This is a genomic window from Bosea sp. F3-2 (genome assembly GCF_008253865.1).
Lineage (GTDB): Bacteria > Pseudomonadota > Alphaproteobacteria > Rhizobiales > Beijerinckiaceae > Allobosea.
This window is the reverse complement of sequence record NZ_CP042331.1, coordinates 2692010-2713342: the sequence shown is the minus strand read 5'-3', so window position 1 is coordinate 2713342 and position 21333 is coordinate 2692010. Positions and strand designations below refer to the sequence as shown.

At 68.9% G+C, this 21333-nt stretch carries 23 protein-coding genes; 6 read left to right on the top strand and 17 right to left on the bottom strand.

What is annotated here, in order from left to right; all coding sequences use genetic code 11:
- Window positions 1-34: 34 nt before the first annotated feature.
- Window positions 35-1360: a glucose-6-phosphate isomerase gene (locus tag FQV39_RS12535; protein ID WP_149130586.1), complete on the top strand. Its 1326-nt coding sequence runs from the start codon at window positions 35-37 to the stop codon at window positions 1358-1360.
- Window positions 1361-1694: 334 nt separating this feature from the next.
- Complete coding sequence (gene mutL / locus FQV39_RS12530) at window positions 1695-3500, top strand: DNA mismatch repair endonuclease MutL (RefSeq protein WP_149130585.1); 1806 nt, start codon at window positions 1695-1697, stop codon at window positions 3498-3500.
- A 3-nt stretch (window positions 3501-3503) separates the two neighbouring features.
- Here mutL and FQV39_RS12525 read toward each other — a convergent pair whose 3' ends face one another.
- The 4 genes from FQV39_RS12525 to FQV39_RS12510 all read right to left on the bottom strand — a co-directional run bounded on the left by FQV39_RS12525 (window position 3504) and on the right by FQV39_RS12510 (window position 7377).
- Window positions 3504-3878 carry a DUF2019 domain-containing protein gene (locus FQV39_RS12525; RefSeq protein WP_149130584.1) on the bottom strand — a complete coding sequence of 125 codons (375 nt, stop codon included), beginning with the start codon at window positions 3876-3878 and terminating at the stop codon, window positions 3504-3506.
- Window positions 3875-4453 (bottom strand): hypothetical protein, encoded by a 579-nt coding sequence (locus FQV39_RS12520; protein WP_149130583.1) that lies wholly within the window; start codon window positions 4451-4453, stop codon window positions 3875-3877. Before FQV39_RS12520 ends, FQV39_RS12525 begins: the two co-directional genes overlap by 4 nt.
- A gap of 251 nt (window positions 4454-4704) precedes the next feature.
- Complete coding sequence (rsmD, locus tag FQV39_RS12515) at window positions 4705-5265, bottom strand: 16S rRNA (guanine(966)-N(2))-methyltransferase RsmD (protein ID WP_149130582.1); 561 nt, start codon at window positions 5263-5265, stop codon at window positions 4705-4707.
- 3 nt (window positions 5266-5268) lie between these two features.
- On the bottom strand, window positions 5269-7377 hold the full coding sequence (locus FQV39_RS12510) for a pseudouridine synthase (protein ID WP_248313345.1): 2109 nt from the start codon (window positions 7375-7377) through the stop codon (window positions 5269-5271).
- 123 nt (window positions 7378-7500) lie between these two features.
- Here FQV39_RS12510 and FQV39_RS12505 point away from each other — a divergent pair, with 123 nt between their 5' ends.
- Window positions 7501-7965 (top strand): nucleoside deaminase, encoded by a 465-nt coding sequence (locus FQV39_RS12505; RefSeq protein WP_248313398.1) that lies wholly within the window; start codon window positions 7501-7503, stop codon window positions 7963-7965.
- A 138-nt stretch (window positions 7966-8103) separates the two neighbouring features.
- On the opposite strand, the gene FQV39_RS12500 is transcribed toward FQV39_RS12505, so the two are convergent.
- Together FQV39_RS12500 and FQV39_RS12495 are read right to left on the bottom strand one after the other, a co-directional pair.
- On the bottom strand, window positions 8104-8355 hold the full coding sequence (locus FQV39_RS12500) for a hypothetical protein (RefSeq protein WP_149130581.1): 252 nt from the start codon (window positions 8353-8355) through the stop codon (window positions 8104-8106).
- Between the two features lie 105 nt (window positions 8356-8460).
- Window positions 8461-9204: a sulfite exporter TauE/SafE family protein gene (locus tag FQV39_RS12495; RefSeq protein WP_149130580.1), complete on the bottom strand. Its 744-nt coding sequence runs from the start codon at window positions 9202-9204 to the stop codon at window positions 8461-8463.
- 105 nt (window positions 9205-9309) lie between these two features.
- Here FQV39_RS12495 and FQV39_RS12490 point away from each other — a divergent pair, with 105 nt between their 5' ends.
- On the top strand, window positions 9310-10059 hold the full coding sequence (locus FQV39_RS12490) for an ArsR/SmtB family transcription factor (RefSeq protein ID WP_149130579.1): 750 nt from the start codon (window positions 9310-9312) through the stop codon (window positions 10057-10059).
- Here the strand turns inward: FQV39_RS12490 and FQV39_RS12485 are convergent.
- The 5 genes from FQV39_RS12485 to purD form a co-directional block, all read right to left on the bottom strand.
- The gene (locus FQV39_RS12485; protein WP_149130578.1) at window positions 10019-10894 is read right to left on the bottom strand and encodes a patatin-like phospholipase family protein; all 876 of its coding nucleotides are present in this window, start codon (window positions 10892-10894) and stop codon (window positions 10019-10021) included. The two genes, FQV39_RS12490 and FQV39_RS12485, sit on opposite strands and share 41 nt — an antisense overlap.
- A 22-nt stretch (window positions 10895-10916) precedes the next feature.
- A complete protein-coding gene (locus FQV39_RS12480) occupies window positions 10917-11831 on the bottom strand; it encodes an alpha/beta fold hydrolase (protein ID WP_149130577.1) in 915 nt (304 codons plus the stop codon).
- Window positions 11832-11907: 76 nt separating this feature from the next.
- The gene (locus FQV39_RS12475) at window positions 11908-12231 is read right to left on the bottom strand and encodes a type II toxin-antitoxin system VapC family toxin (RefSeq protein WP_282570334.1); all 324 of its coding nucleotides are present in this window, start codon (window positions 12229-12231) and stop codon (window positions 11908-11910) included.
- Window positions 12231-12491, bottom strand: coding sequence for a type II toxin-antitoxin system VapB family antitoxin (locus tag FQV39_RS12470; protein WP_149130576.1), 261 nt, complete (start codon window positions 12489-12491; stop codon window positions 12231-12233). Before FQV39_RS12470 ends, FQV39_RS12475 begins: the two co-directional genes overlap by 1 nt.
- Before the next feature lie 61 nt (window positions 12492-12552).
- Window positions 12553-13830, bottom strand: coding sequence for a phosphoribosylamine--glycine ligase (gene purD, locus FQV39_RS12465; RefSeq protein ID WP_149130575.1), 1278 nt, complete (start codon window positions 13828-13830; stop codon window positions 12553-12555).
- 250 nt (window positions 13831-14080) lie between these two features.
- Between purD and xseA the strand changes: the two genes are divergently transcribed.
- A complete protein-coding gene (xseA, locus tag FQV39_RS12460; RefSeq protein WP_149130574.1) occupies window positions 14081-15676 on the top strand; it encodes an exodeoxyribonuclease VII large subunit in 1596 nt (531 codons plus the stop codon).
- 3 nt (window positions 15677-15679) lie between these two features.
- Here the strand turns inward: xseA and FQV39_RS12455 are convergent, their stop codons facing one another.
- Window positions 15680-16492, bottom strand: a complete 813-nt coding sequence (locus FQV39_RS12455) for a dienelactone hydrolase family protein (protein WP_248313343.1) — start codon at window positions 16490-16492, stop codon at window positions 15680-15682.
- Between the two features lie 110 nt (window positions 16493-16602).
- Here FQV39_RS12455 and FQV39_RS12450 point away from each other — a divergent pair, with 110 nt between their 5' ends.
- A complete protein-coding gene (locus tag FQV39_RS12450; RefSeq protein ID WP_149130572.1) occupies window positions 16603-16824 on the top strand; it encodes a DUF2093 domain-containing protein in 222 nt (73 codons plus the stop codon).
- 193 nt (window positions 16825-17017) lie between these two features.
- Here the strand turns inward: FQV39_RS12450 and lpxK are convergent, their stop codons facing one another.
- The 5 genes from lpxK to FQV39_RS12425 all read right to left on the bottom strand — a co-directional run bounded on the left by lpxK (window position 17018) and on the right by FQV39_RS12425 (window position 21269).
- Window positions 17018-18040 (bottom strand): tetraacyldisaccharide 4'-kinase, encoded by a 1023-nt coding sequence (gene lpxK, locus FQV39_RS12445; RefSeq protein ID WP_149130571.1) that lies wholly within the window; start codon window positions 18038-18040, stop codon window positions 17018-17020.
- A complete protein-coding gene (locus tag FQV39_RS12440; protein WP_149130570.1) occupies window positions 18040-19344 on the bottom strand; it encodes a 3-deoxy-D-manno-octulosonic acid transferase in 1305 nt (434 codons plus the stop codon). Before FQV39_RS12440 ends, lpxK begins: the two co-directional genes overlap by 1 nt.
- Window positions 19341-20081, bottom strand: a complete 741-nt coding sequence (locus tag FQV39_RS12435; protein ID WP_349238590.1) for a lysophospholipid acyltransferase family protein — start codon at window positions 20079-20081, stop codon at window positions 19341-19343. The genes FQV39_RS12440 and FQV39_RS12435 overlap by 4 nt, the downstream gene beginning before the upstream one ends.
- Window positions 20082-20109: 28 nt before the next feature.
- Window positions 20110-20352, bottom strand: coding sequence for a DUF4170 domain-containing protein (locus tag FQV39_RS12430; RefSeq protein WP_149130569.1), 243 nt, complete (start codon window positions 20350-20352; stop codon window positions 20110-20112).
- A gap of 89 nt (window positions 20353-20441) precedes the next feature.
- The gene (locus FQV39_RS12425) at window positions 20442-21269 is read right to left on the bottom strand and encodes a 3'(2'),5'-bisphosphate nucleotidase CysQ (RefSeq protein WP_149130568.1); all 828 of its coding nucleotides are present in this window, start codon (window positions 21267-21269) and stop codon (window positions 20442-20444) included.
- Window positions 21270-21333: the final 64 nt, after the last annotated feature.

Genomic DNA, 21333 nt, shown 5'->3' with positions numbered 1-21333 from the left:
AGCCTTCGTTTCCTCGTCGATACGGATAGTCTTCATGCTTCAGCAAAGCTTCGATCTCGCGCTCGAATCCAAGGTCGGCAAGGGCGGCATTCCCGACGCGGCCTTTGAGAAGGCGCTGGCCGATCTCGGTCCCGCGCTGGCGAAGTTGAAGGGCCAGGCGAGGGATGGCTCGCTGCCGCTGCTGAAGCTGCCGAGCGACACCGCCGATCTGGCGCCGGTGAAAGCCGCCGCCGAGCGGCTCAAGGCCGGCGGCACCACCGATGTCCTGGTGCTCGGCACCGGCGGCTCCAGCCTTGGCGGCCAGACGCTGGCGCAGCTCACCGGCTACGGCATCGCCGGCCTCTCCCAGTTCGCGCATGGCGCGCGCTTCCATTTCATCGACAATCTCGACCCGGCGACCTATGCGGCGCTGCTCGCCAGGCTGCCGCTCAAGACGACCAAGTTCGTCGCCATCTCGAAATCGGGCGGCACCGGCGAAACCCTGCTGCAGTCGATCGCGGCGATCGAGGCGCTGCGCGGCGCGCATCTCACCGATCAGCAGATCGGCGAGCATTTCCAGGGACTTTCCGAGCCGGCCAAGCCCGGCAAGCTGCATCCGCTACGCGCGCTGCTCGAGCCCTTCGGCACGCCCTTCCTCGAGCATCACACCGATGTCGGCGGCCGTTATTCGGTGCTGACCAATTGCGGCCTGCTGCCGGCCGCCGTGCTCGGCCTCGACATCGAGGCGCTGCGGCTGGGCGCCGGCCGGGCCGTGGCGCCGCTTCTGTCCGGCAGGGACGTCCGTGAGACGCCCTCGGCCGTCGGCGCGGCGCTGCATCTCGCGGCCATGCGCTCCGGCAAGAACATCGCCGTGCTGATGCCCTATGCCGACAAGCTCGCGCTGCTCACCCGCTGGTGGATGCAGCTCTGGGCCGAGAGCCTCGGCAAGGATGGACAGGGCACGCAGCCCGTCGGCGCGCTCGGCCCCGTTGACCAGCATTCGCAGCAGCAGCTCTATCTCGCCGGGCCGAAGGACAAGTTCTTCACGGTGGTGACGACCGGCGTGAAGGGCAAGGGCCCGCAGATCGACGCGGCCCTCGCGGAGAAGATCGGGCAGGCCGATTTCGCCGGCAAGACCATCGGCGACATGGTGGCGGCGCAGGGTATCGCCATGATCGACACCTTCGCCAAGAACGGCTGCGCGGTGCGCCGCTTCCATGTCGAGCGGATCGACGAGACCAGCCATGGCGAGATGCTGATGCATTTCATGCTGGAGACGATCCTCACAGGCTACGCCATGGGTGTGGATCCCTTCGACCAGCCCGCGGTGGAGGAGGCGAAGCTCCTCGCCAAGCGCTATCTTGCCGAAGGGCGCGCCTGAGTCGGGCTGCTTTTCCTTCTCCCACCCATCTCGGGCTTGCCCGAGATGGGCAGCTTTTGGTGTCGAAGTCGACAACAGTCGACTTCGATGCGGGAGAAGGTGGCTCGGCGAAGCCGAGACGGATGAGGGGTCGCGCGACGCTTCTCGTCATTGCGAGGAGCGAAGCGACGAAGCAATCCAGGGGGACTGGGTTGAACATCTCACCCAGTCCCCCTGGATTACTTCGCTACGCTCGCAATGACGGGAAGGGCGGCGCGACCCCTCACCCCAACCCTCTCCCGCAAGGGGAGAGGGGGCAGCGCGCGCCTTTGATGACTGCTCCTGTGGAACTAGCATGACCGTCCGCCGCCTCGATCCCGTTCTGGTCGACCGCATCGCCGCCGGCGAGGTGATCGAGCGGCCGGCTGCGGCCGTGAAGGAGCTGGTCGAGAACGCGATCGATGCCGGCGCGCGTTCGATCGCCGTCGCCATCACCGGCGGCGGGCGCGAATTGATCCGCGTCGTCGATGACGGCGCCGGCATGACACCGGAAGACCTCGCACTCGCCGTCGAGCGGCACGCCACCTCGAAGCTGCCGGAAGGCGACCTTTTCGCTATCGGCACGCTGGGCTTCCGCGGCGAGGCTCTGCCCTCGATCGGCTCGGTGGCCAGGCTCTCGATCGCGACGCGCCGGCATGACGCGCCGCAGGGTTCCGGCCTCGTCGTCGAGGCCGGCGAGAAGGGTGTCGTCCGCCCCGTCGCCGCGGCCGTCGGGACCCGTATCGAGGTCAGCGACCTCTTCATCTTCACCCCGGCTCGCCTCAAATTCCTGAAGAGCGACCGGGCCGAGGCGCAAGCGGTCTCCGAGATGCTGCGGCGCCTCGCCATCGCCCATCCCGAGGTCCGCTTCTCGCTGGAAGGCGAGCATGTCAGCGCCTTCGACTGGCCCGCCGAGCCGATCGGGGAAGAGGGGCTGCTGCGCCGCCTCGGCCGGGCGCTCGGTCGCGACTTTCCCGAGAACGCACTGCGGATCGAGGCCGAGCGCGAGGGCTTCACCATCTCGGGCTTCGCCGGTCTGCCGACCTTCCATCGCGGCACCTCGGCCGGCGTGCATCTCGCCGTCAACGGCCGCCCGGTGCGCGACAAGCTGCTGCTCTCGGCCGTGCGCGGCGCCTATGCCGACGTCGTCCCCTCCGATCGCCATCCGGTGCTCTTCCTCGATGTCGGCTGCGATCCGCGCCTCGTCGACGTCAACGTCCACCCGGCCAAGAGCGAGGTGCGTTTCCGCGACCCGGCGCTGGTCCGCGGCCTCGTCGTTTCGGGCTTGAAGGCTGCACTTGCCGCCGCCGGCCATCGCGCCACCACGACGGGCGGCGCCCGCACGCTCGACGCCTTCCGTGCCGTCGTTTCGATGGGCGGCAGCGGCAACGCCATCCCCCGCCCCGCCTTCCCGTCGGCGCCCGCCTGGAGCGCGCCGGCCATGGGTGCTGCGGGCGCCCCGCAACCCGGCTTCTCCGATTTCGCGGTGCCCTCCGCCGATGCCCGCGCGCATCTCGCCGAGCCTGCGGCCGATGCGCTCGACCGGCCGCTCGGTGCCGCCCGCGCCCAGGTGCACGAGACCTATATCGTCGCCCAGACCCGCGAGGGCGTCGTCATCGTCGACCAGCACGCCGCCCATGAGCGGCTGGTCTATGAGCGGCTGAAGGCCGAGCGCGCCCGCAACGGCATTGCCCGCCAGCCTCTGCTGCTGCCCGAGGTGGTCGAGCTCGACCCGGTCGATGCCGACCGTCTGATTGCGGCCGGCAGCGAGCTCGAAAGCCTCGGCCTCATCCTCGAATCCTTCGGTCCCGGCGCGGTTCTGGTGCGCGAGGCCCCGAGCCAGCTCGCGGGCGGCAATCTCCAGCGCCTCGTCCGCGACGTCGCCGATGCGCTGGCCGAGCATGGCACGGCCGGCTCGCTGGAGCGCCGGCTCGACCATGTGCTGGCGACGATGGCCTGCCACAACTCGGTCCGCGCCGGCCGCCGTATGCGCCCGGAGGAGATGGATGCGCTGCTGCGCGAGATGGAGGTCACGCCCAATTCCGGCCAGTGCAACCATGGCCGCCCGACCTATGTCGAGCTGAAACTCAGCGATATCGAGCGGCTGTTCGGGAGACGGTAGAGGTTAGGTCGGCCGGTAGAAGCCGGAATCGAGGTGCTCCAGCGTCATGCCGGCGTCGCCGGCTTGCGGGAACCATTGCTCGTCGACGATGGCCTGAAGCTCGCGCCGTGCGGCGACGTAATCGACGGCGAGATTGGCGCGAGCGGCGGCCAGACGGACCTGCATGTTGGGGTGGCCGAACAGTTTCATGAGAACGCGCCTCTGATCTCCGGGGCGGGATTTGAGTTCTGTTTCCAGCGCCCATGATTTCAGGATCAAGCGATTGGCTCGCGCGTTTTCATTGCGCTCGATCGCGTCGTATTGCTCGACACAAAGCCGCTCGAAAAGCTTGAGGATCTCGGTGTTCGACAGAGCTTTGATGTCTTGCTTCTGTTTCATTTGAGAACCTTGAATTGGCGCAAGGCTCGATGGCCAACCCGCACATGCTCGGCCCAATCTCTGCCGCGAAGGTAATCACGCGGCGTTAGCATGCCGAAATCCGGGTTCCGCCGATTGAACCATCCCGTGATCTCATGATGCTTGTATCGCGGAATGCTGATCACGTTGTCTATGCCGTCGACAGCGGAGCGCGGAAAGCGCTCGCGCGATCCCGCACCCTGCTCGACGATATGATGGTCATCATAGCCGGGGCGACTCTGGCCGGCATGCTGCTGAAGCTCCGCGAGCGTCTTTGGCGCGTCCTGATAGGATCTGATCGAGAGATATTCCGAGTAGAGCCAATGCCCCGCCTCGATCAATGTGATGATGGCGCCGATACGCCCCGCCCGCCGCGCATTCGCCTTGGCCACTGCCTTGGCGGCCTGGGTTTTCGAGACCTTGTCCTTCGACCGGACGTCGGGCCCCTTCAGTGGATCGAGCGCCGGCCCACCGTTGTCGCCGATGCCGGGCTGCCGGCTCTGCCCGGAGCCGTCGCCCCCGGTCCACTGCCCGCCCTCCGGGCTGCCGGCTGGCACGCGCGGCTGATTGGGGTCGAACCCGCCTTTCTCGACGCGCCCGCAACCGGGCGAGGGCGCGCATCATGCGCTCGCCGGCCAGCTGACATGCAACAGCATGGCGGCGCGCTATGCGGGCGTGCCCGCAAGGTTCGATGGATCGTAGGATTGGCATCCGGCGCTTCGTCTCCGCGACGGATACGGAGATTAAGCGCGGAACTGGAGCCGGGGATAAGTTCGCTGTCGTGGGCCGATTGGCGGCGGCCTTTTGTCTATGATGTCCGTAGCAGGATCACCTGCGTCTCGCCATACGTCCGCCGCTCCAGCTCCTCGAACCCTGCCGGCAGCGCGATCTCGGCGTCCGCCGCCTCTTCCAGCACGATCAGAGCATCGCCCTCCAGCCATCCACCTTCGTGGGCCGATACCAACGCCTTTTCGCCCAGCCCCTTGCGATAGGGCGGGTCGCAGAAGACGAGGCCGAACGGCGCCATGCCGGTGATCGGGCCGAGCTTGGTGGCGTCGCGGCGGAAGATGCGGCTGAAGCCGGCGAGGCCGAGCGCCATCTGGTTCTCGCGGATGATGCCGCGCGCCTCGGTGCCGTCTTCGACCAAGAGCGCGAAGCCGGCTCCCCGCGACAGCGCCTCGAAGGCGAGCGCGCCGGTGCCGGCGAAGAGGTCGAGCACGCGCGCACCCTCGACCGCATCGCCATAGGCATGGACGAGCACGTTGAACAGGGATTCGCGCAGGCGATCCGAGGTCGGTCGGATGCTGCCGATCCCCGGCTTCGGCCCGGCCAGAGGCCGGCCGCCCAGGCGTCCGCCGACGATCCGCATCGATCAGCCGCGCTTGCCGCCGCCACGCGGGCCGCTGCCACCGGGGCGCGGTCCCTTGCCGCCGCCCGGCCGCCCGCCGCTCGGCCTGCCGCCGAAGGGGCGTCCACCACCGGCCGGCCGCTCCGAGGAGCGGGCGCCGAAGCTCTTAGCCCCGAAACTCTTGCCGCCCGGCTTGTCGCCGAAGCTGCGGCCGCGCGGCCGGTCCTCGGCCGGCCGCTCGCTGAAGCGGCGGGCGGGGCGCTCGGCTCCGTCGCGAGGGGCGCGGTCCGGTCGCTCGGCGCGGTCGCGTCCGCCGAAATCCTCGCGCGGACGTCGCGCCGGCCTCTCGCCACCGCTGGGGCGGTCGAAGGAGCGCGGGGCACGGGACTCTTCGCCGCCGCGTTCGTGGCGCGGCTTGCGGTCGGGTCTGCGCTTGCTCTCTCGCGGAGCTACCGGCTCCTCGCGCGTCGGGGCGCTGACGCGCTCGACCAGCACGCGCCGGCCCTTGGGATCGGCGATAGCCTTGTCGCGCCGGCGCGCCACGGTGCCGCTTTCCTCGCGGCTCTGCCGTTCCAGCTTGGGGTCGGCGCCACGGCGCGGCGGCGCCTTGCGCTCGCGCTGCGGCTCCGTCTCGGCATCGCGCCAGACGGTGCGGGTCCATGGCTTGTCGCCGCGCAATTCACGCACCGCCTCGCGGCGCGCCTCGTGCTGGTCCTCGGCGGCGTCGCGGCGTCGGCGCGGGCGGTCGTCGCCGGCCGGAGCCGGGCGCGGCGCGGCGGGCAGGGCGTCGCGACGCGGCGACTCGAAATCCGCTCCCGCCTTCGCGGCGAGCTCGGTGCCGAGCTGGTCCTGCAGCACGCGCGAACGGATCTCGTCGGCCTCGCCCTCGGCGAGGTCGCCGAGCTGGAAGGGGCCGAAGGAGACACGGATCAGCCGGTTCACTGTCAGCCCGAGATGCTCGAGCACGGTCTTGACCTCGCGGTTCTTGCCCTCGCGCAGATCGACCGTCAGCCAGGTGTTGAAGCCCTGCTTGCGTTCGAAGCGGGCGGTCACCGGGCCGTACTGGATGCCGTCGATGGTGACGCCGTCCTTCACCGTGTCGAGCACGTCCTGCGTCACATCGCCGAAGGCGCGCACGCGATAGCGCCTGAGCCAGCCGGTCTCAGGCAGCTCCAGCACCCGCGCCAGCCCGCCATCATTGGTGAGCAGCAGCAGGCCTTCGGTGTTGATGTCGAGCCGGCCGATGGTGAGCACGCGCGGCAGGTCCTCCGGCAGCACGTCGAAGACGGTCGGCCGGCCTTCCGGGTCGAAATTGGTCGTCACCACGCCGCGCGGCTTGTGGTAGAGCCACAGCCGCGTGCGCTCGCGGGCTGGCATCGGCTCGCCATCGATCAGCACGATATCGGTCGGCTTCACGTCGAAGGCCGGGCTTTCCAGCACCGTGCCGTTCACGCTGACGCGGCCTTCCTCGATCATCGCTTCGCTGTCGCGACGCGAGGCGACGCCGGCACGCGCCATCACCTTGGCGATGCGCTCCGGCTCGTCCGCCGTGATCAGCTTGCGCTCGGCCGGAGCCTCGTGCGGGCGGCGCGGCCGATCCTCATGGCTGGCAGCGCCCTCGAAGCGCGGCGAACGCGGGCGCGAAAAGCGCTTCTCGCCATCACGGCCCTCGCCGCGCGGCGGCCGATCGGCACCGCCATGCCCCCTGTCCCGAGCGGGGAAGGGACGATCGCCCGTCCTGGCCGGACGGCGCGGACGCTCCTCGCCCGAACGCTCGCGGAAACCGCGGTCTTCGCCCTCGGCCTTGAAGCGGGCTGGCCTGTCGCCGTCGAAGCGGCGCGGACGCGGGGCCTCGCCCTCGCTGCCGGCCGGCCGCTCGAAGCGGCGGGCGGGGCGCTCGTCGCCGCCAGAATGGCCGCGGAAGGGCTTGCGCTCATCGTCGCGGGCAGGGCGGTCTTCGCTGGCCGAACGGCTACGGAACGGCCTGCGTTCGCCGTCGCGTGCCGGGCCCCTGCCTTCGCCGCCGGAGCGGCCGCCGAATCCCTTGCCGCCGAAGCTTTTGCCGCCGCCACGGCCGCCGGCGCCGCCGCCCTTGCGTGGGCCGCGGCCTCTGTTGTTGTCGTCGTCTTTCATGGCTGCTCCTGAGCCGGCCGAGCACAACCGCTTTGCGGGAAGGGCCTGGCTCGCTTATTCGCTATAACCGGCGCTTGTAGCAGAGGCTTTCCCTCGCTGCGAGCGTCAAAGCTGGGGTTTATGATGTCGAAACCGCAATCATCGTCCGCGTTCGACGCGATGGCGCTCGCCTTCGACGAGGCGAAGGCTGCTGCGCTGCGCGGCGAGGTGCCGGTCGGTGCGGTGGTGGTGCGCGACGGCGCGGTCCTCGCCAGCGCCGGCAACCGCACGCTGGAGCTGAAGGATCCGACTGCCCATGCCGAGATGCTGGCGCTCAGGCTCGCTTGCGACGCGATCGGCAGCGAGCGGCTGATCGGCAGCGATCTCTACGTCACGCTCGAACCCTGCCCGATGTGCGCGGCGGCGATCTCCTTCGCTCGGATCAGGCGGCTCTATTTCGGCGCGGCCGACCCGAAGGGCGGCGCGGTCGAGAATGGCGTCAGGCTCTATGAGAGCCCGACCTGCCACCACGTGCCCGAGATCTATGGCGGGTTGCGCGAGACCGAGGCTGCCACGCTGCTCAGGGACTTCTTCCGCGAGCGTCGGTAGCCCACACCCCGTCATTCCGGGCAAGCGAAGCGCAGACCCGGAATCCATCGTAGAGCGTGGCACCCTTCGATGGATTCCGGATCGGCGCCGCTAACGCGGCTTGTCCGGAATGACGGAGAGGTTCGGGAGCGAAGCGGCTCAGGTGTCCGACGAGTTTATGCCGAACTTCTGCGCGAGCTGCGCGCGATCCATGCAGGAGACGTCGTAGGTCACCTGCCGGCCCTTGAACTCAGGGCGCTTGCTGAATTCCTTGGTCATCGAGCGGGTGATGTCGTCGATCCGCGCCTCGCAGGCTTGGACGGAGGTGAACTCCATCTCGCTGATCCGGTTGGTGGCGCAGTGTGCTTCGCCGGCGACGCAGGCCATGATGACCATGGTGAAGGCATCCATGCAGGCGCTCCTGTTGCTGCCGGTCGAGGCTGCGCTCCTATGGTTAGCGCTTGGTTAAGACCGGCGATGTGCTCCCCCTCGCGTCCTTAAGCAAGATGCGGGCCGTTATGCAAGGCTGCGCCAGCTCAGATAGGTACCGAGCGCCAGCAGACCGGCGAAGAAGCAGACTTTGAAGGTGGCCGGCGAGATGCGGCTGCGGATGAACTGGCCGGCCCCCATGCCGAGAAGCGCCGGAGCGAGGGCGAGCAGCGACTGCCAGGCGACGGACCCGTTGAGCGCCCCGGCGCCGATCAGGCCGAAGGACAGCGCCAATGTCGAGACGATGAAGGAGATGCCGAGCGCCTGCACCAGCTCGTCCTTGTCGAAGCCGAGTGCCTGCAGATAGGGCACGGCCGGCAGCACGAAGACGCCGGTCGCGGCGGTGACGACACCCGTCGTCAACCCGATGACGGGGCCGAGCCAGCCTTCCCAGGCCGGTGGCACGCGCAGCTTCGCCGCCTTCAGGCCGACGAGCGCATAGAGCACGAGCGCAAGGCCGAGCCAGAGCGTGGCCGTGCCATCCTTTTCCTGCTGCAGCAGCCCGGCGCCGGCCCAGGTGCCGATGCAGATGGCGGCCAGCATTGGCGAGAGCCGCCGGAGCGTCGCGCCGAGCTTCGGGCCGGTCGTGATCTGCCAGCCATTGGTGACGAGATTGGGCACGACCAGAAGCGCCGCTGCCTGCGCTGGCGCCATCACCACGCCGAGGATGCCGACGGCAATGGTCGGCAGCCCCAGCCCGATCATGCCCTTGACGAAGCCGGCGAGCACGAAGGTCGCGGTGACGAAGAGGAGGAGAGTCGTGTTGTCCATGTCCTGCTTGTGACATTGCCTGCGGTGGCTGTCGCCGCCCGATGCTACGGCCGGCGCCGTAGTGTTCCCGCTTGCGACGCGGCGACGATGGCGCATCATGCGGTCATGAGCACGCAAGGTCCCTATCTCGCGGAGATCGCCCATCTGATGGGCGACCCGGCCCGCGCCAACATGCTGCACGCGCTGATGGATGGCCGTGCGCTGACGGCCAAGGAGCTCGCCTGGATCGCCGGCGTCGCGCCGCAGACGGCGAGCGGCCACCTCGCCAAGCTGATGCAGGGCGGGCTGATCGCGGTCGCGGCGCAGGGGCGCCACCGCTATTACCGCCTCGCCGGGCCGGAGGTGGCGACGGCGCTGGAAGGCCTGATGGTGCTGGCCCATCTGGAGGACGGGACGAGCCGGCGCCTGCCTTCGCGGGTCGGCGCGGAGCTGAGCCAGGCCCGCACCTGCTACGACCATTTCGCCGGCCGGCTGGGCATCGGCATCCATGATGCGCTGATGGCCGGCGGCCATCTCGCCGTCAGCGAGGGCGGCTATGCGCTGACGGCGTCGGGCAAGGCGATCTTCGCCGCACTCGGGATCGATCCCGATGCGAGCAGCCGGAGCCGCCGTGCGGCGCTGCGGCCCTGCCTCGACTGGAGCGAGCGCCGCCCGCATCTGGCCGGCCATCTCGCGGCGGCGCTGGCCTGCCGCTGCTTCGAGATGGACTGGGTCCGCCGCCGCAAGGACAGCCGCGCCGTCATCCTGACCGAGGAGGGCAGGGCGGTGCTCGAGATAGCGCTCCCCGGATTCCGCTGCGATGCGCCGGAGCCGGTCAGCCCGCGGCTGCGAGAGCCCGCTCCAGCGCTCGCTTGACCTCGTCCTTGATCGGCTCCGCCGCCGCGAGGATCGCCTTCGCCTTGAAAAAGTCGAGCCCGCCGATGCGATCGGCGCCGGCCCGGATCAGGATGTCGGGCGGCTGTTGCTCGACCATGCGCTGGACCAGCGTGCGGGTGCGGATCTGCGAGGCGCCGACGATCGCCTCCATCGCACCGGGAATGCGCGTGTCGCTCGTCGCGGTCGTCGGCGCGCTGACATCGACCGCGACGACGATGCGGCCGGGCGCCAGCAGCTCCCGATAGGGCAGGGGATCGATGGCGCCGCCGTCGATCAGCACGCGCCCGCCGAGCGCGACCGGCCGCACCAGCCCGGGGATGGCAAGAGAGGCGGCGACAGCCGGCGTCAGCGGCCCGTCGCCCAGTATGACCTCGGTGTGACGGTGGTAATCCGCCGCGACCGCGGTGAACGGGATCGCCAGCTCCTCGAAACGATCCGGCACCGCCTCCGGCCAGAACAGGTCGAGCAGCCGCTCGCCGTCGATCAGGACCGGGTTGCCTAAACCGCGCACGAGATCGGTGAGCCGGCCGATGCGGGCCTCGAGCAGTCGCGCGACCGCGCGCGCCCGGTCGCGGAAGGTCGAAAGCACATGTTCGCGCAGATCGCGGCCGGAAAGCCCGGCAGCATAGGCCGCGCCGACGATGGCGCCGATCGAGCAGCCGGAGATCTGCACGGGTTTGAGGCCGAGTTCGTCGAGAGCTTCGAGCACCACGATGTGGCTGAGCCCCCGCGCCCCGCCGGCGCCGAGCACGAGCGCGATCTCGGGCGTGCTATTGCCGCCTTGCGGAGGGTCGGCGCTGCGGGAACCTGCCATGACCTCCTATCCGCAGCCCGGCTCAGGCCACGGCCTGCGCCAGGAAGGGCTTCAGCGCCGCCAGCGTGGCCTGCGGGTTCTCTTCCGGCAGAAAGTGCCCGCTGTCGATTGCCTGGCCTTCGGCCTGCGGTGCAAAGGTCTTCCGCCAGATTTCGAGCGGGCTTGCGCCCTTGGCCGGGATGCCGGCTTCGCCCCAGAGCACCAGCGTCGGGCAAAGGATGCGCTTGGTTGCGGCGAGATCGGCCTTGTCGTGCTCGATGTCGGTGGTGGCGCCGGCGCGATAATCCTCGCAGGCGGCGTGGGTGCGCGACGGGTCGGCGAAGGATTCCGCGTAGGACTGCATCGCCAGCGGGTCGAACAGGTCGAGGTTCTTCGCCCGGCTCCAGCTTGCGATGGTGCGGTCGAGCCAGCCGACGGGGTCGGCCTTGAGCAGGTTCTCAGGGATCGGCTCGGGCTGTGCCAGGAAGGTCCAGTGATAAACCTGCATGGCGCGGGCCGCGTTCATGCCGTCCCACATCGAGACGGTCGGCAGGATGTCGAGCAGCACCAGCCGCTCGACACGGCCGGGATGGTCGAGAGCCAGCCGGTAGCTGACGCGCGCGCCGCGGTCATGGCCGATCACGCCGAAGCGCAGATGGCCGAGGGCCTCCATCACCGCGACGATGTCCTCGCCCATGCCGCGCTTGCTGTAGGTCTCCTTGCCGCCGTCGCCATGCGGCGCGGCCGACCAGCCATAGCCGCGCAGATCGGGGCAGACGACCGTATGCGTCTTCGCCAGCTCCGGCGCCGTCCGGTGCCATTCGGCATGGGTCTGCGGAAAGCCGTGAATCAGCACGAGCGGCGGACCTTCGCCGCCGACGCGCGCGAAGATCTTGCCGATCGGCCCGTCGATCCAATGGGCTTTGAAACCGGGGAAGAGGGTATCGATGTTGCTCACGGCTGCACTCCTGCTTCGGCGGCGGAGATGATGTCCGTCCGGCTGAAATCGTCCCCCTTGTAGAGCAGGGGTGCGTTCACAGATCTGGCAAGAGCGTAGGAGAAGCAGTCGCCGAGATTGAGGCCGGCGGGATGGCGCCCTTTCCCGAACTGAAGAAAAGCTTCGGCGGCGAGCGTGGGTGTTCGTCGGTGGGAGCGATGCCGATGCCGAGAGTGCTCAGGAAGGTATGATGCAGCGATGGCGGCGTCCCGGCATATCGACCGGTTGCGACCATGTAGCTCTCGACGAACGTCACCATCGAGCAGATCGCGTCATCACTTCCGCCGATGATCGACCTGAACCACCGAGCCTCGGGCTCGTCGCGCAGGATGGCGATGATGGCGGAGCTGTCGACGACGATCAGGACGGCACACCGTTCTCATCATAGCCGATGATCTCATCATCGGTCAGATGCTCGTTGGTCAGCGGATAGGACCGGATCTGTGCGAGTATCTTCTCGAGCTTCTCGGGATCGAAGCGTCCTTTCCGGGCATGAGCGGGCAGCCGCGCGAGCCGCTCTTCCGCCGCGATCTTCACCGCCTCCGCTGGGGTCACGCCCGTGCGCGACGCAAGCTCGCGGACGAGCCGATCAGTCTCGGAATCTATGATCAGCACGCTCATCGCCACCTCTGCCGAGCGTCATCCATCGATGACGGCAATATAGGTCGTGCCGGCCGCCCTGTCAGCCTTGCTCGCGCTTGACCGCCTGCCAGCCGATGTCGCGGCGGCAGAAGCCCTCCGGCCAGTCGATCCTGTCGACCGCCTGATAGGCGCGCGCCTGCGCCTCGCCGACGCTCCTGCCGAGCCCGACAACGTTGAGCACACGCCCGCCATGGGCGACGAGCTCGCCATTCGCCAGCTTCGTGCCGGAATGGAAGACGAGCACCTCGTCCAGCGCCTCGGCCTGCTCGATACCGCGGATGACGCTGCCCGTCTCGGGTTTCCCTGGATAGCCCTTCGCCGCGAGCACGACGGTGAGTGCAGCCTCATCGCGCCAGCGCAGATCGACATTGTCGAGCACGCCGTCGCAGCAAGCGAGCAGCGCCGGCAGGATGTCGCTCTTGAGGCGCGGCATCAGCACCTCGCATTCGGGGTCGCCGAAGCGGGTATTGTATTCGATCAGCTTCGGCCCCTGCGCCGTGATCATCAGCCCGGCATAGAGCACGCCCTGGAAGGGCGTGCCGCGCTTGGCCATGCCGGCGAGCGTCGGCCGGATGATCTCGGCCATGACGCGCTCTTCCAGCGCGGGCGTCATCACGGGCGCGGGTGAATAGGCGCCCATGCCGCCGGTGTTCGGGCCGGTGTCGCCGTCGCCGACGCGCTTGTGGTCCTGCGCCGAGGCCAGCGCCAGCGCATGCGCGCCGTCGCAGAGCGCGAAGAAACTCGCCTCCTCGCCGATCATCCATTCCTCGATCACGACCTCGGCGCCGGCCGAGCCGAGCCCGCCCGCGAACATCATCTCGATGGCTTCGTTCGCCTCATCCAGCGTCTCGGCCATGATCACGCCCTTGCCGGCGGCGAGCCCGTCGGCCTTGATCACGATCGGGGCGCCATGGGCCGCGACATAGGCCTTGGCGGAAGCCGCATCGCTGAAGCGGCCGAAGCCGGCGGTCGGTATCGCGAATTCAGCGCAAAGCTCCTTGGTGAAACCCTTCGAGCCTTCAAGCTGGGCTGCGGCCTTGGACGGGCCGAAGACCTTGATGCCGGCCTGGCGGATATCGTCGGCGATGCCGGCGACGAGCGGGCCTTCCGGCCCGACGACGACGAGGTCGATCCCCTGCAGCCGGCAGAAGGCGACGACGGCGGCATGATCGGCGATATCGACCGCGACGTTTTCGCCGCACTGCGCCGTGCCGGGATTGCCCGGTGCGATGAACAGCGTGTCGCAGAGCGGCGAGGCCGAAATCGCCCAGGCGAGCGCGTGTTCCCGTCCGCCCGAACCGATCAGAAGAATCTTCATCGCCGTCTCCGCTTGCTCGGATATGCGCTCGCCTTGTTCGCAGTCATCCCGGGCGACCGAAGGGAGACCCGGGATCCATGCCTGAGCCTCTAACGGCAAGGCTCAGGCATGGATCCCGGCTCTGCGCCGCGTTGCGGCTTGGCCGGGATGACCCGCGTGAGGCGGGCAGGCATCGTCTCCGGCGCAATACCCCTCCGGCGCCGTGTGGGCAACGCTTCTGCTGCTTCGCCCGTCCCGCTATGGTCCGGCCATGGATCGCGAATCGTCTCTGCCGACCGGCAATGCGCCGGAATGGACTGTCTCAGACCTCTCCGGCGCGCTGAAGCGCACGATCGAGGACGCCTTCGGCTTCGTGCGCGTGCGCGGCGAGATCTCCGGCTATCGCGGCCCCGTCGCCTCCGGCCATGTCTATTTCTCGCTGAAGGACACCAACGCCAAGATCGATGCGGTGATCTGGAAGGGCGTCTTCGGCCGGCTGAAGACGCGGCCGCAGGAAGGCCTTGAGGTCATCGCCACCGGCAAGATCACCACCTTCGCCGGCAAGTCGAGCTACCAGATCGTCATCGATTCGCTGGAGCCGGCCGGCGTCGGCGCGCTGATGGCCCTGCTGGAGGAGCGCCGCAAGCGGCTCGCCGCCGAGGGCCTTTTCGTCGAGGAGCGCAAGCAGCTCATTCCCTATCTGCCCTCGGTCATCGGCGTCGTCACCTCGCCGACCGGCGCGGTCATCCGCGACATCCTGCACCGGCTCGAGGACCGCTTTCCTCGCCATGTCCTGGTCTGGCCGGTCAGGGTGCAGGGCGAGACCAGCGCCGCCGAGGTCGCCAACGCCATCGCCGGCTTCAACGCGCTGCCGGAAGGCGGGCGCATCCCGCGCCCGGATGTCATCATCGTCGCGCGCGGCGGCGGCTCGCTTGAAGACCTGATGAGTTTCAACGAGGAGATCGTGGTCCGCGCGGCCGCAGCCTCGCAGATTCCGCTCGTCTCTGCCGTCGGTCACGAGACCGACACGACGCTTATCGATTTCGCAGCCGACCTGCGCGCGCCCACGCCGACCGGTGCGGCCGAGAAGGTCGTGCCGGTGCGGGCGGAGTTGATGGGCTTCGTCGCCGATCTCTCGCGCCGCCATGACGGGGCGATGCGCCGCCTCTCCGATCGCCGCCGCAGCGACCTGCGCGCGCTCGCCCGCGCGCTGCCGGGCCCGGAGGCGGTGCTGTCCGGTCCACGCCAGCGGCTCGATCTCGCCGCGACGCGGCTCGCCCCGGCGCTGGCCCGCAACGCGCGCGTCCATGAGCTAGCTTTGCAGGATTTGTCGCGTCGGCTGGTGGCACGTTCGCCACGCGTTGCGCTTGCTCAGTTGAGGGCCGAACTTGCGGGCTTTGCGCGCGTCCTTGCAAACGCTCGAACGAATGCATTGGAGAAGGAGCGCACCCGCATCGCTCATGCCCGCGATCGGCTGACGACTTTGGAAACGCGAGCGCGCAATGCCTTCGGCCAGAGCCTGGTCCAGCGTCGCGATCGCGGCACGGTTCTGGCGGATCGGGCCGAGCGCTCCTTCGGGCAGGCTCTGCATCGAAGCGCGGACCGGCTCGCCTCGCTCTGGGCTCTGATCCGCTCGCTCGGCCCGGAGGCCGTGCTGTCCCGCGGCTACGCCCTGATCCGCGACGAGGCCGGCGCGCTGGTGCGCAGTGTCGGCGACGCCCAGCCGGGCCGGGCGCTGACGGTCCAGCTGGCGGATGGCAGCTTCGGCGTCACCGTCTCCGGGGCCGAGCCCGGCGGGACGAAGCCGATGGCGCCGCGTCCGGCCCGCAAGGGACCGGCGTCCGGGACGCAGGGCGATCTATTCTGACGCTCAGGGCATGTTGAGGAAGCCGTCGACGCGCTTCAGCGCGTCTTCCCGTGCGGCCATGTTGGTGCCGACGGTGACCTTGCCGGTGCCGCTCGCGGAATAGGCGATGTTCTCGCGCTCCCTGACCTCCAGACGCGGATGATCGAAATCATGCAGCGCGCCGGGATAGAGCACGATGCCGACCTGCTCGCCGCGTGCCTGCGCGGCCTTGGCGAGGTAGCCGCAGGGCGCTGCCGGGGTCCAGTCGTCGGCATCCCCCATCAGGATCAGCAGGGGCAGACGGGCGGAGAAGGTCGGGGACTCCGATTGCAGCCGGCAGGCTGGATAAAAGGCGATGGCGCGCTTGAAGTCGGGCCTGCCGTCAGCGGGAACACGTTCCATGCGGATCGCGGCCAGCACGGTCGAGCCACCACCCGACCAGCCGAGGAGCGAGATCATGCCCGGCTTGATGTCGGCGCGCTGCTGCAGCCAGGTCCGCGCCGCGGCGGCATCGGCCACGCGCTCGCGACCGGCCCGCACCGTCAGGTCCTTGACGCCGCATTGCGAGCCGAGACCGCGTGAGCCGTAGCTGTCAGGCATCAGCACGGCAAAGCCGGCGGCGGCGAGCCGCTCGCCCCAATCCGTGTGACGAACCGACAATTTGCCTTGCTCGCGCCACAGACCGCCGCAACCATGCAGGGCGACGACAGCCGGGAATGGGCCGGGGCCCGCCGGACGATAGAAAACGCCGTCGAGATGGCCTCCGTCCATCGGAATGGACACGCGCTCATAGCCCGCCGCCAGGGCGGCGGGGGCTGCAAGCAGTGCAAGGCTCATCAGACACGCCGCGAGGCGCTGGAGACTGGACATCGCCGACCAGAGGGTTATCACAAGCGGCGGAGTATTCCGGCTTTCCGTTTCCCGATCAATGATTTGATGCGAATTTGATGAACATCAGCGAGCGTCTCCCTCCGAGCGGCCCCGAGGCGGTCATCGATTACGGCCCCGGCGAGTTCCGCGTCGTGAAGCCCGGTGCCTTCGTGCGCTGTGCCGTGACCTCGGTGCCGATCCGGCTGGAGGATCTGCGCTACTGGTCGATCGAGTGGCAGGAGGCCTATGCTTCACCGGAAGCCGTGATGCTCAGGCTGCGCCGGGCCGGGCGGGCTTAAAGCCTGCCAGTTTTACGCGGAAACACGCCGTCATCCCGGGCTTGACCCGGGATCCATGCCGGAGCGCTTCCGATCAAGGGGATCGCGGGCGCCGTCATTGCGAGCGCAGCGAAGCAATCCAGGGGGACTGGGTTGAACGTCTCACCCAGTCCCCCTGGATTGCTTCGTCGCTTCGCTCCTCGCAATGACGGCTTCAGCGATTCAACCTGATCGGACCGGCTCTAAACGCGCCTGCGAGCAGGTTTTCGATCGGCGCTTGTTCGGCGAAGACCAGCCGGACCGGCAGCACGACGAGCCGGTTAGCCTCTGCATCGGGCCAGCGGGCGGCGAGCTTGGTCCAGTCCTTCTCGGTTGTGGCGATCAGCGCGCCGCGCGCCATGGCCTCAGCGATGGCTGCGGCGATATCGCCATCCGTGTAGGGATGGTGATCGCCGAAGGCGCGCTCGGCGACTAGGGTGGCGCCGATCTCGCGCAACGTTGCCGCGAATTTCTCGGGCCGGCCGATCCCCGAAAGCGCCAGAACCTCTCGTCGTTTCAGCCGCTGTGCTGCGCTGGCAAGCGGCTCCAGCCGCGCGCCGATCACAGGGCGTCCTTGAGAGCGCACGGCAGCTGCCACTTGCCGGCCAGCCTCGCCTTCACCGATGACGATCACGGCATCGACCTCGCCGATCTGGTCGACAAGCGGCGCCCGCAAGGGGCCGGCGGGTAGGCAGAGTCCGTTGCCCACGCCGCTTGCCCCGTCGACCACGGCCAGTTTCAACCGCTTTGCGAGCGCGGGATTCTGCAGCCCGTCATCCATGACGATGACGCTGGCGCCGAGCCCGTGCGCCAGCCGCGCCCCGGCGAGCCGGTCGCGGGCGATGACGGTGCGGACATGGCGCGCCATCAGCATCGGCTCGTCGCCGACATCGGCCGCGGCATGCCCGGCGGGGTCGACCTCGACGGGGCCGGCAAGTCGGCCGCCATAGCCGCGCATCAGCACGAAGGGCGTCTCGCCGCGCCGCGCCAGCATGTCAGCGACGGCGATCGCCGTCGGCGTCTTGCCGGCACCGCCAGCGACGAAGTTCCCGATGCAGATGACGGGTACGGGCAGTTCGGCGCCGGGCTGACGCATGCGCCGCAGCGTGATCATGCCGTAGAGCCAGCCGAGCGGCCGCAGCAGCGTGGCCGCAAGCGTCGGGCGCGTCTGCCACCAGAAGCGCGGCGCGCGCGGCATCAGGGTGTGGGCTCGCGCTGTTCGAGCGCGGCGCGCATCAGCAACGGCTCGATGGCGTGGAGGGTGCGGTTGAGGGCGCCGCCGAGCTGGCTCGCCGTCTGCGCCGCCGCCCGCGCCGCCTGCCGGGCGCTCGCCGGATCGCTCAGCCAGCGATGCACCGCGCCGGCGAGGGCCTGCGCGTCAGGGACGGAGCGCGAGCCGCTATCCTGGTCGAAGGCCGCGAAGATCTCAGCGTTGTTGTGGACATAGGGGCCGTGCAGCAGCGCACAGCCGAGCTTGGCCGGCTCGATCGGGTTGTGCCCGCCGATGCCCTCGACCAGAGAGCCGCCGAGGAAGGCGACCTGCGACAGCCGGTAGAACAGCCCGAGCTCGTTGACGGTGTCGGCGACATAGAGGTCGACGTCGCGCTCCGGGTTCTCGCCGGCGGCGCGGCGCGAGACGGCGACGTCGTTGGCCTGCGCCAGAGCCTCGATGTCGGGGCCGCGTTGCGGATGGCGCGGCGCGATGATGGTCAGCAATTTCGGCAGATAGGGCTTGATCGCGAGATGGGCGGCAAGCACCAGCTCGTCCTCGCCCGGATGCGTGCTGGCGGCGATCCAGACCGGCCGGCCGGTGGTCATGCCGTCGAGGATGGCGAGCATGCCGGGATCGGCGGGTGGGGCAGGCACGTCGAATTTGAGATTGCCGGCGACGCTGACGCGCGGCGCGCCGAGCTGGGCGAGCCGCTCTGCGTCGGCCTGCGACTGCGCCAGGCAGGCCTCGAAACATGAGAGCAGGAAGCGCGAGGTCTTCGGCATCTTGTACCAGCGCGCAAAAGAGCGCTCGGACATGCGCCCGTTGACCATGACCACCGGAATCGAGCGGCGATGCGCCTCAATCAGCAGGTTGGGCCAGATTTCGGATTCGCAGATCAGGCAGAGCTCGGGCCGCCAGTGTTCCATGAAACGGCGCATGTAGCGCGGCACGTCGAGCGGCAGATATTGGTGGATGACGCCGGCCGGCAGCCGCGCTGCCAGAAGCTTGGCCGAGGTGACCGTACCGGAGGTGACCAGCACGGCGAGGCCGCGCTTCTGCAGCTTTGCGATCAGCGGCAGCAGCGTCACCGTCTCGCCGACGCTGGCGCCATGCAGCCAGACCAGCGGCTTGTTCGGCCGCTTGACGCCCGGATGGCCGCGTCGCTCTGAAATCCGCTCGGGATCTTCCTTGCCGCGGCGCTGGCGCATGAGCAGAAGCGCCGCCGCGGCCGGTTCGAGGAGCGCGGTCGTGTAGCGATAGGCTCTGAAGATCGCGCCCTTGCCGCTCATGCGGGGGCTCCGGCGGTCTGCTGTTGCTCGCGCAGGCCGGCGCCGGGATCGCGGCTGCCGACGAGCGCGTAGCCGCGGGCATGGACGTCGTCGAGGCTCGCCTGCAATGCGAGGCGTGCCTCTTCCTGCGCCGCCTCATCGGCGTCGCGCGCGATCAGGATCGGCTCGCCGACAACGATCGCGCAGCGCCCGAAGGGCAGGCCGATCGAGGCACGGTCCCAGCTGTTGAAGTCGATCCGGCGGCTGGTGACGACGGCGACCGCGCGAATCGGCCGGCCGGAGGCGCGCGCCAGGGTAATGATACCCGGACCGACGACGCGGGCGCGTTTCGGCACGTCGGCGGTGAGCACCATCGTCTCCCCGGCGGCGAGCCGGCGCAGCATGGCGAGGAAGGCGGGGGCGCCGCCCTTCTCGCGAACCTTGTGCCCCGGCCGCGCGCCGGAGCCGCGGATCGCGCCGATGCCGAGCTCGCGCAGCGCCACCGCGTTGAAGCCGCCATCGCCATGGCGGGAGACCAGCGAGCAGGCCGGCATCCACTCCGGCCGGGCGAAGGGGATCATGATGTGCTGGCCATGCCACATCGCGAAGATGAGCGGCAGCTCCGGCCGGACGTGATCGTAGACGTCCGCCGGTTCGAACACGATCTTGTTGGTGCGCTGCACGAGGCGCAGATAGCCGGCCAGCAACCGGCCGAGCGTTTCCTGCGCCACACGCGTCTTGAGGATGGAAAAGCCCATCTGCCTGATGCCGAAATTTTGCGCCGGCTCAGCCCTTGGCTGTTTCCGGGTCGAGAAGACGGTGGAGGTGCACGATGAAGTAGCGCGTCTGTGCCTGATCGACGGTCTGCTGGGCCTTGGCCTTCCAGGCCATATGCGCGCTGGCGTAGTTCGGGAAGACCCCGACGATGTCGAGCTTCGCCAGATCCTTGAAGGTGACGCCGTCGAGCGAGGCGAGTTCGCCACCGAAGACGAGATGGAGAAGCTGCTTCTGATCGGGTTCCGCGCTCATCGATATCTCCTGCGGGGGCTTGCGCCGCCCCCATAAGCCATCCCGGCCGCGCATGCGAGCCGGCCGGACGGCAAGCTTCCAAAAAAACTTCAGACGGGCTGCGTCCGTCCGTCGCGCAATCGCTCGACCGCATGCAGCAACGGGTTTGCTAGTGCATTGTTGCTGGCGATCAGCATCCCGTGAACCGGGTTGGGGCGGTTATAGGCGACGGATCGCCCAGCCGCATCGCTCAACTGCCCACCGGCTTCGCTCAGAACCAGATCCGCGGCCGCCAGATCCCAGTCGCGCGCGTCGGGCGAGATCAGCCCGGCATCGATCGTGCCGTCCGCGATCCGTGCCAGCCTGAGTGCGAGCGAGGGAATCTTGCCGGCAGCCTCAAAATTCTCGGACTGAGCCAGCATGTCGAGCATGGGTTTGGGGCCGGCGATCTTCGCACCGGCGAGACGGTCTGCCAGTGACGTGCGGATGGTTTCGCCGCTGCGGCTGGCGCCCGCGCCGCGTACGGCCGTGTAGGTTGCATCGCAGGCGGGGGCGTGGACGATGCCGAGGACCGGCGTGCCAGCATCGAGCAGCGCGACACAGACCGCCCAGTCGGGCGAGCCGCTCATATAGGCGCGGGTGCCATCGATCGGATCGACGACCCACACGAAGCGATGCGTCAGGCGCTGCGCGTCGTCGACGGTCTCCTCGGAGAGCCAGGCGGCTTCCGGCAGCAGCACGGAGAGACGGATTCGCAAGAAGGTGTCGACGCCGATATCGGCCTCCGTCACCGGCGAGCCGCCACTCTTGGCCCAGGTGCGTGCTGCCGTCTGCGCGCCGGGCCGGAAGAGATCGAGTGCCAGGGTGCCGGCTTCCAGGCAGCTTTCGCAGGCCGCCTTCATCAGTTCGGCCGCGATCGGTAGCGTCATTGCACTCATGCCCCCCGTATCGGCCGCGAAAGTCGCTGTTTCAAGCCGAAAATGCGGTCGTGCTGCGAAAGAT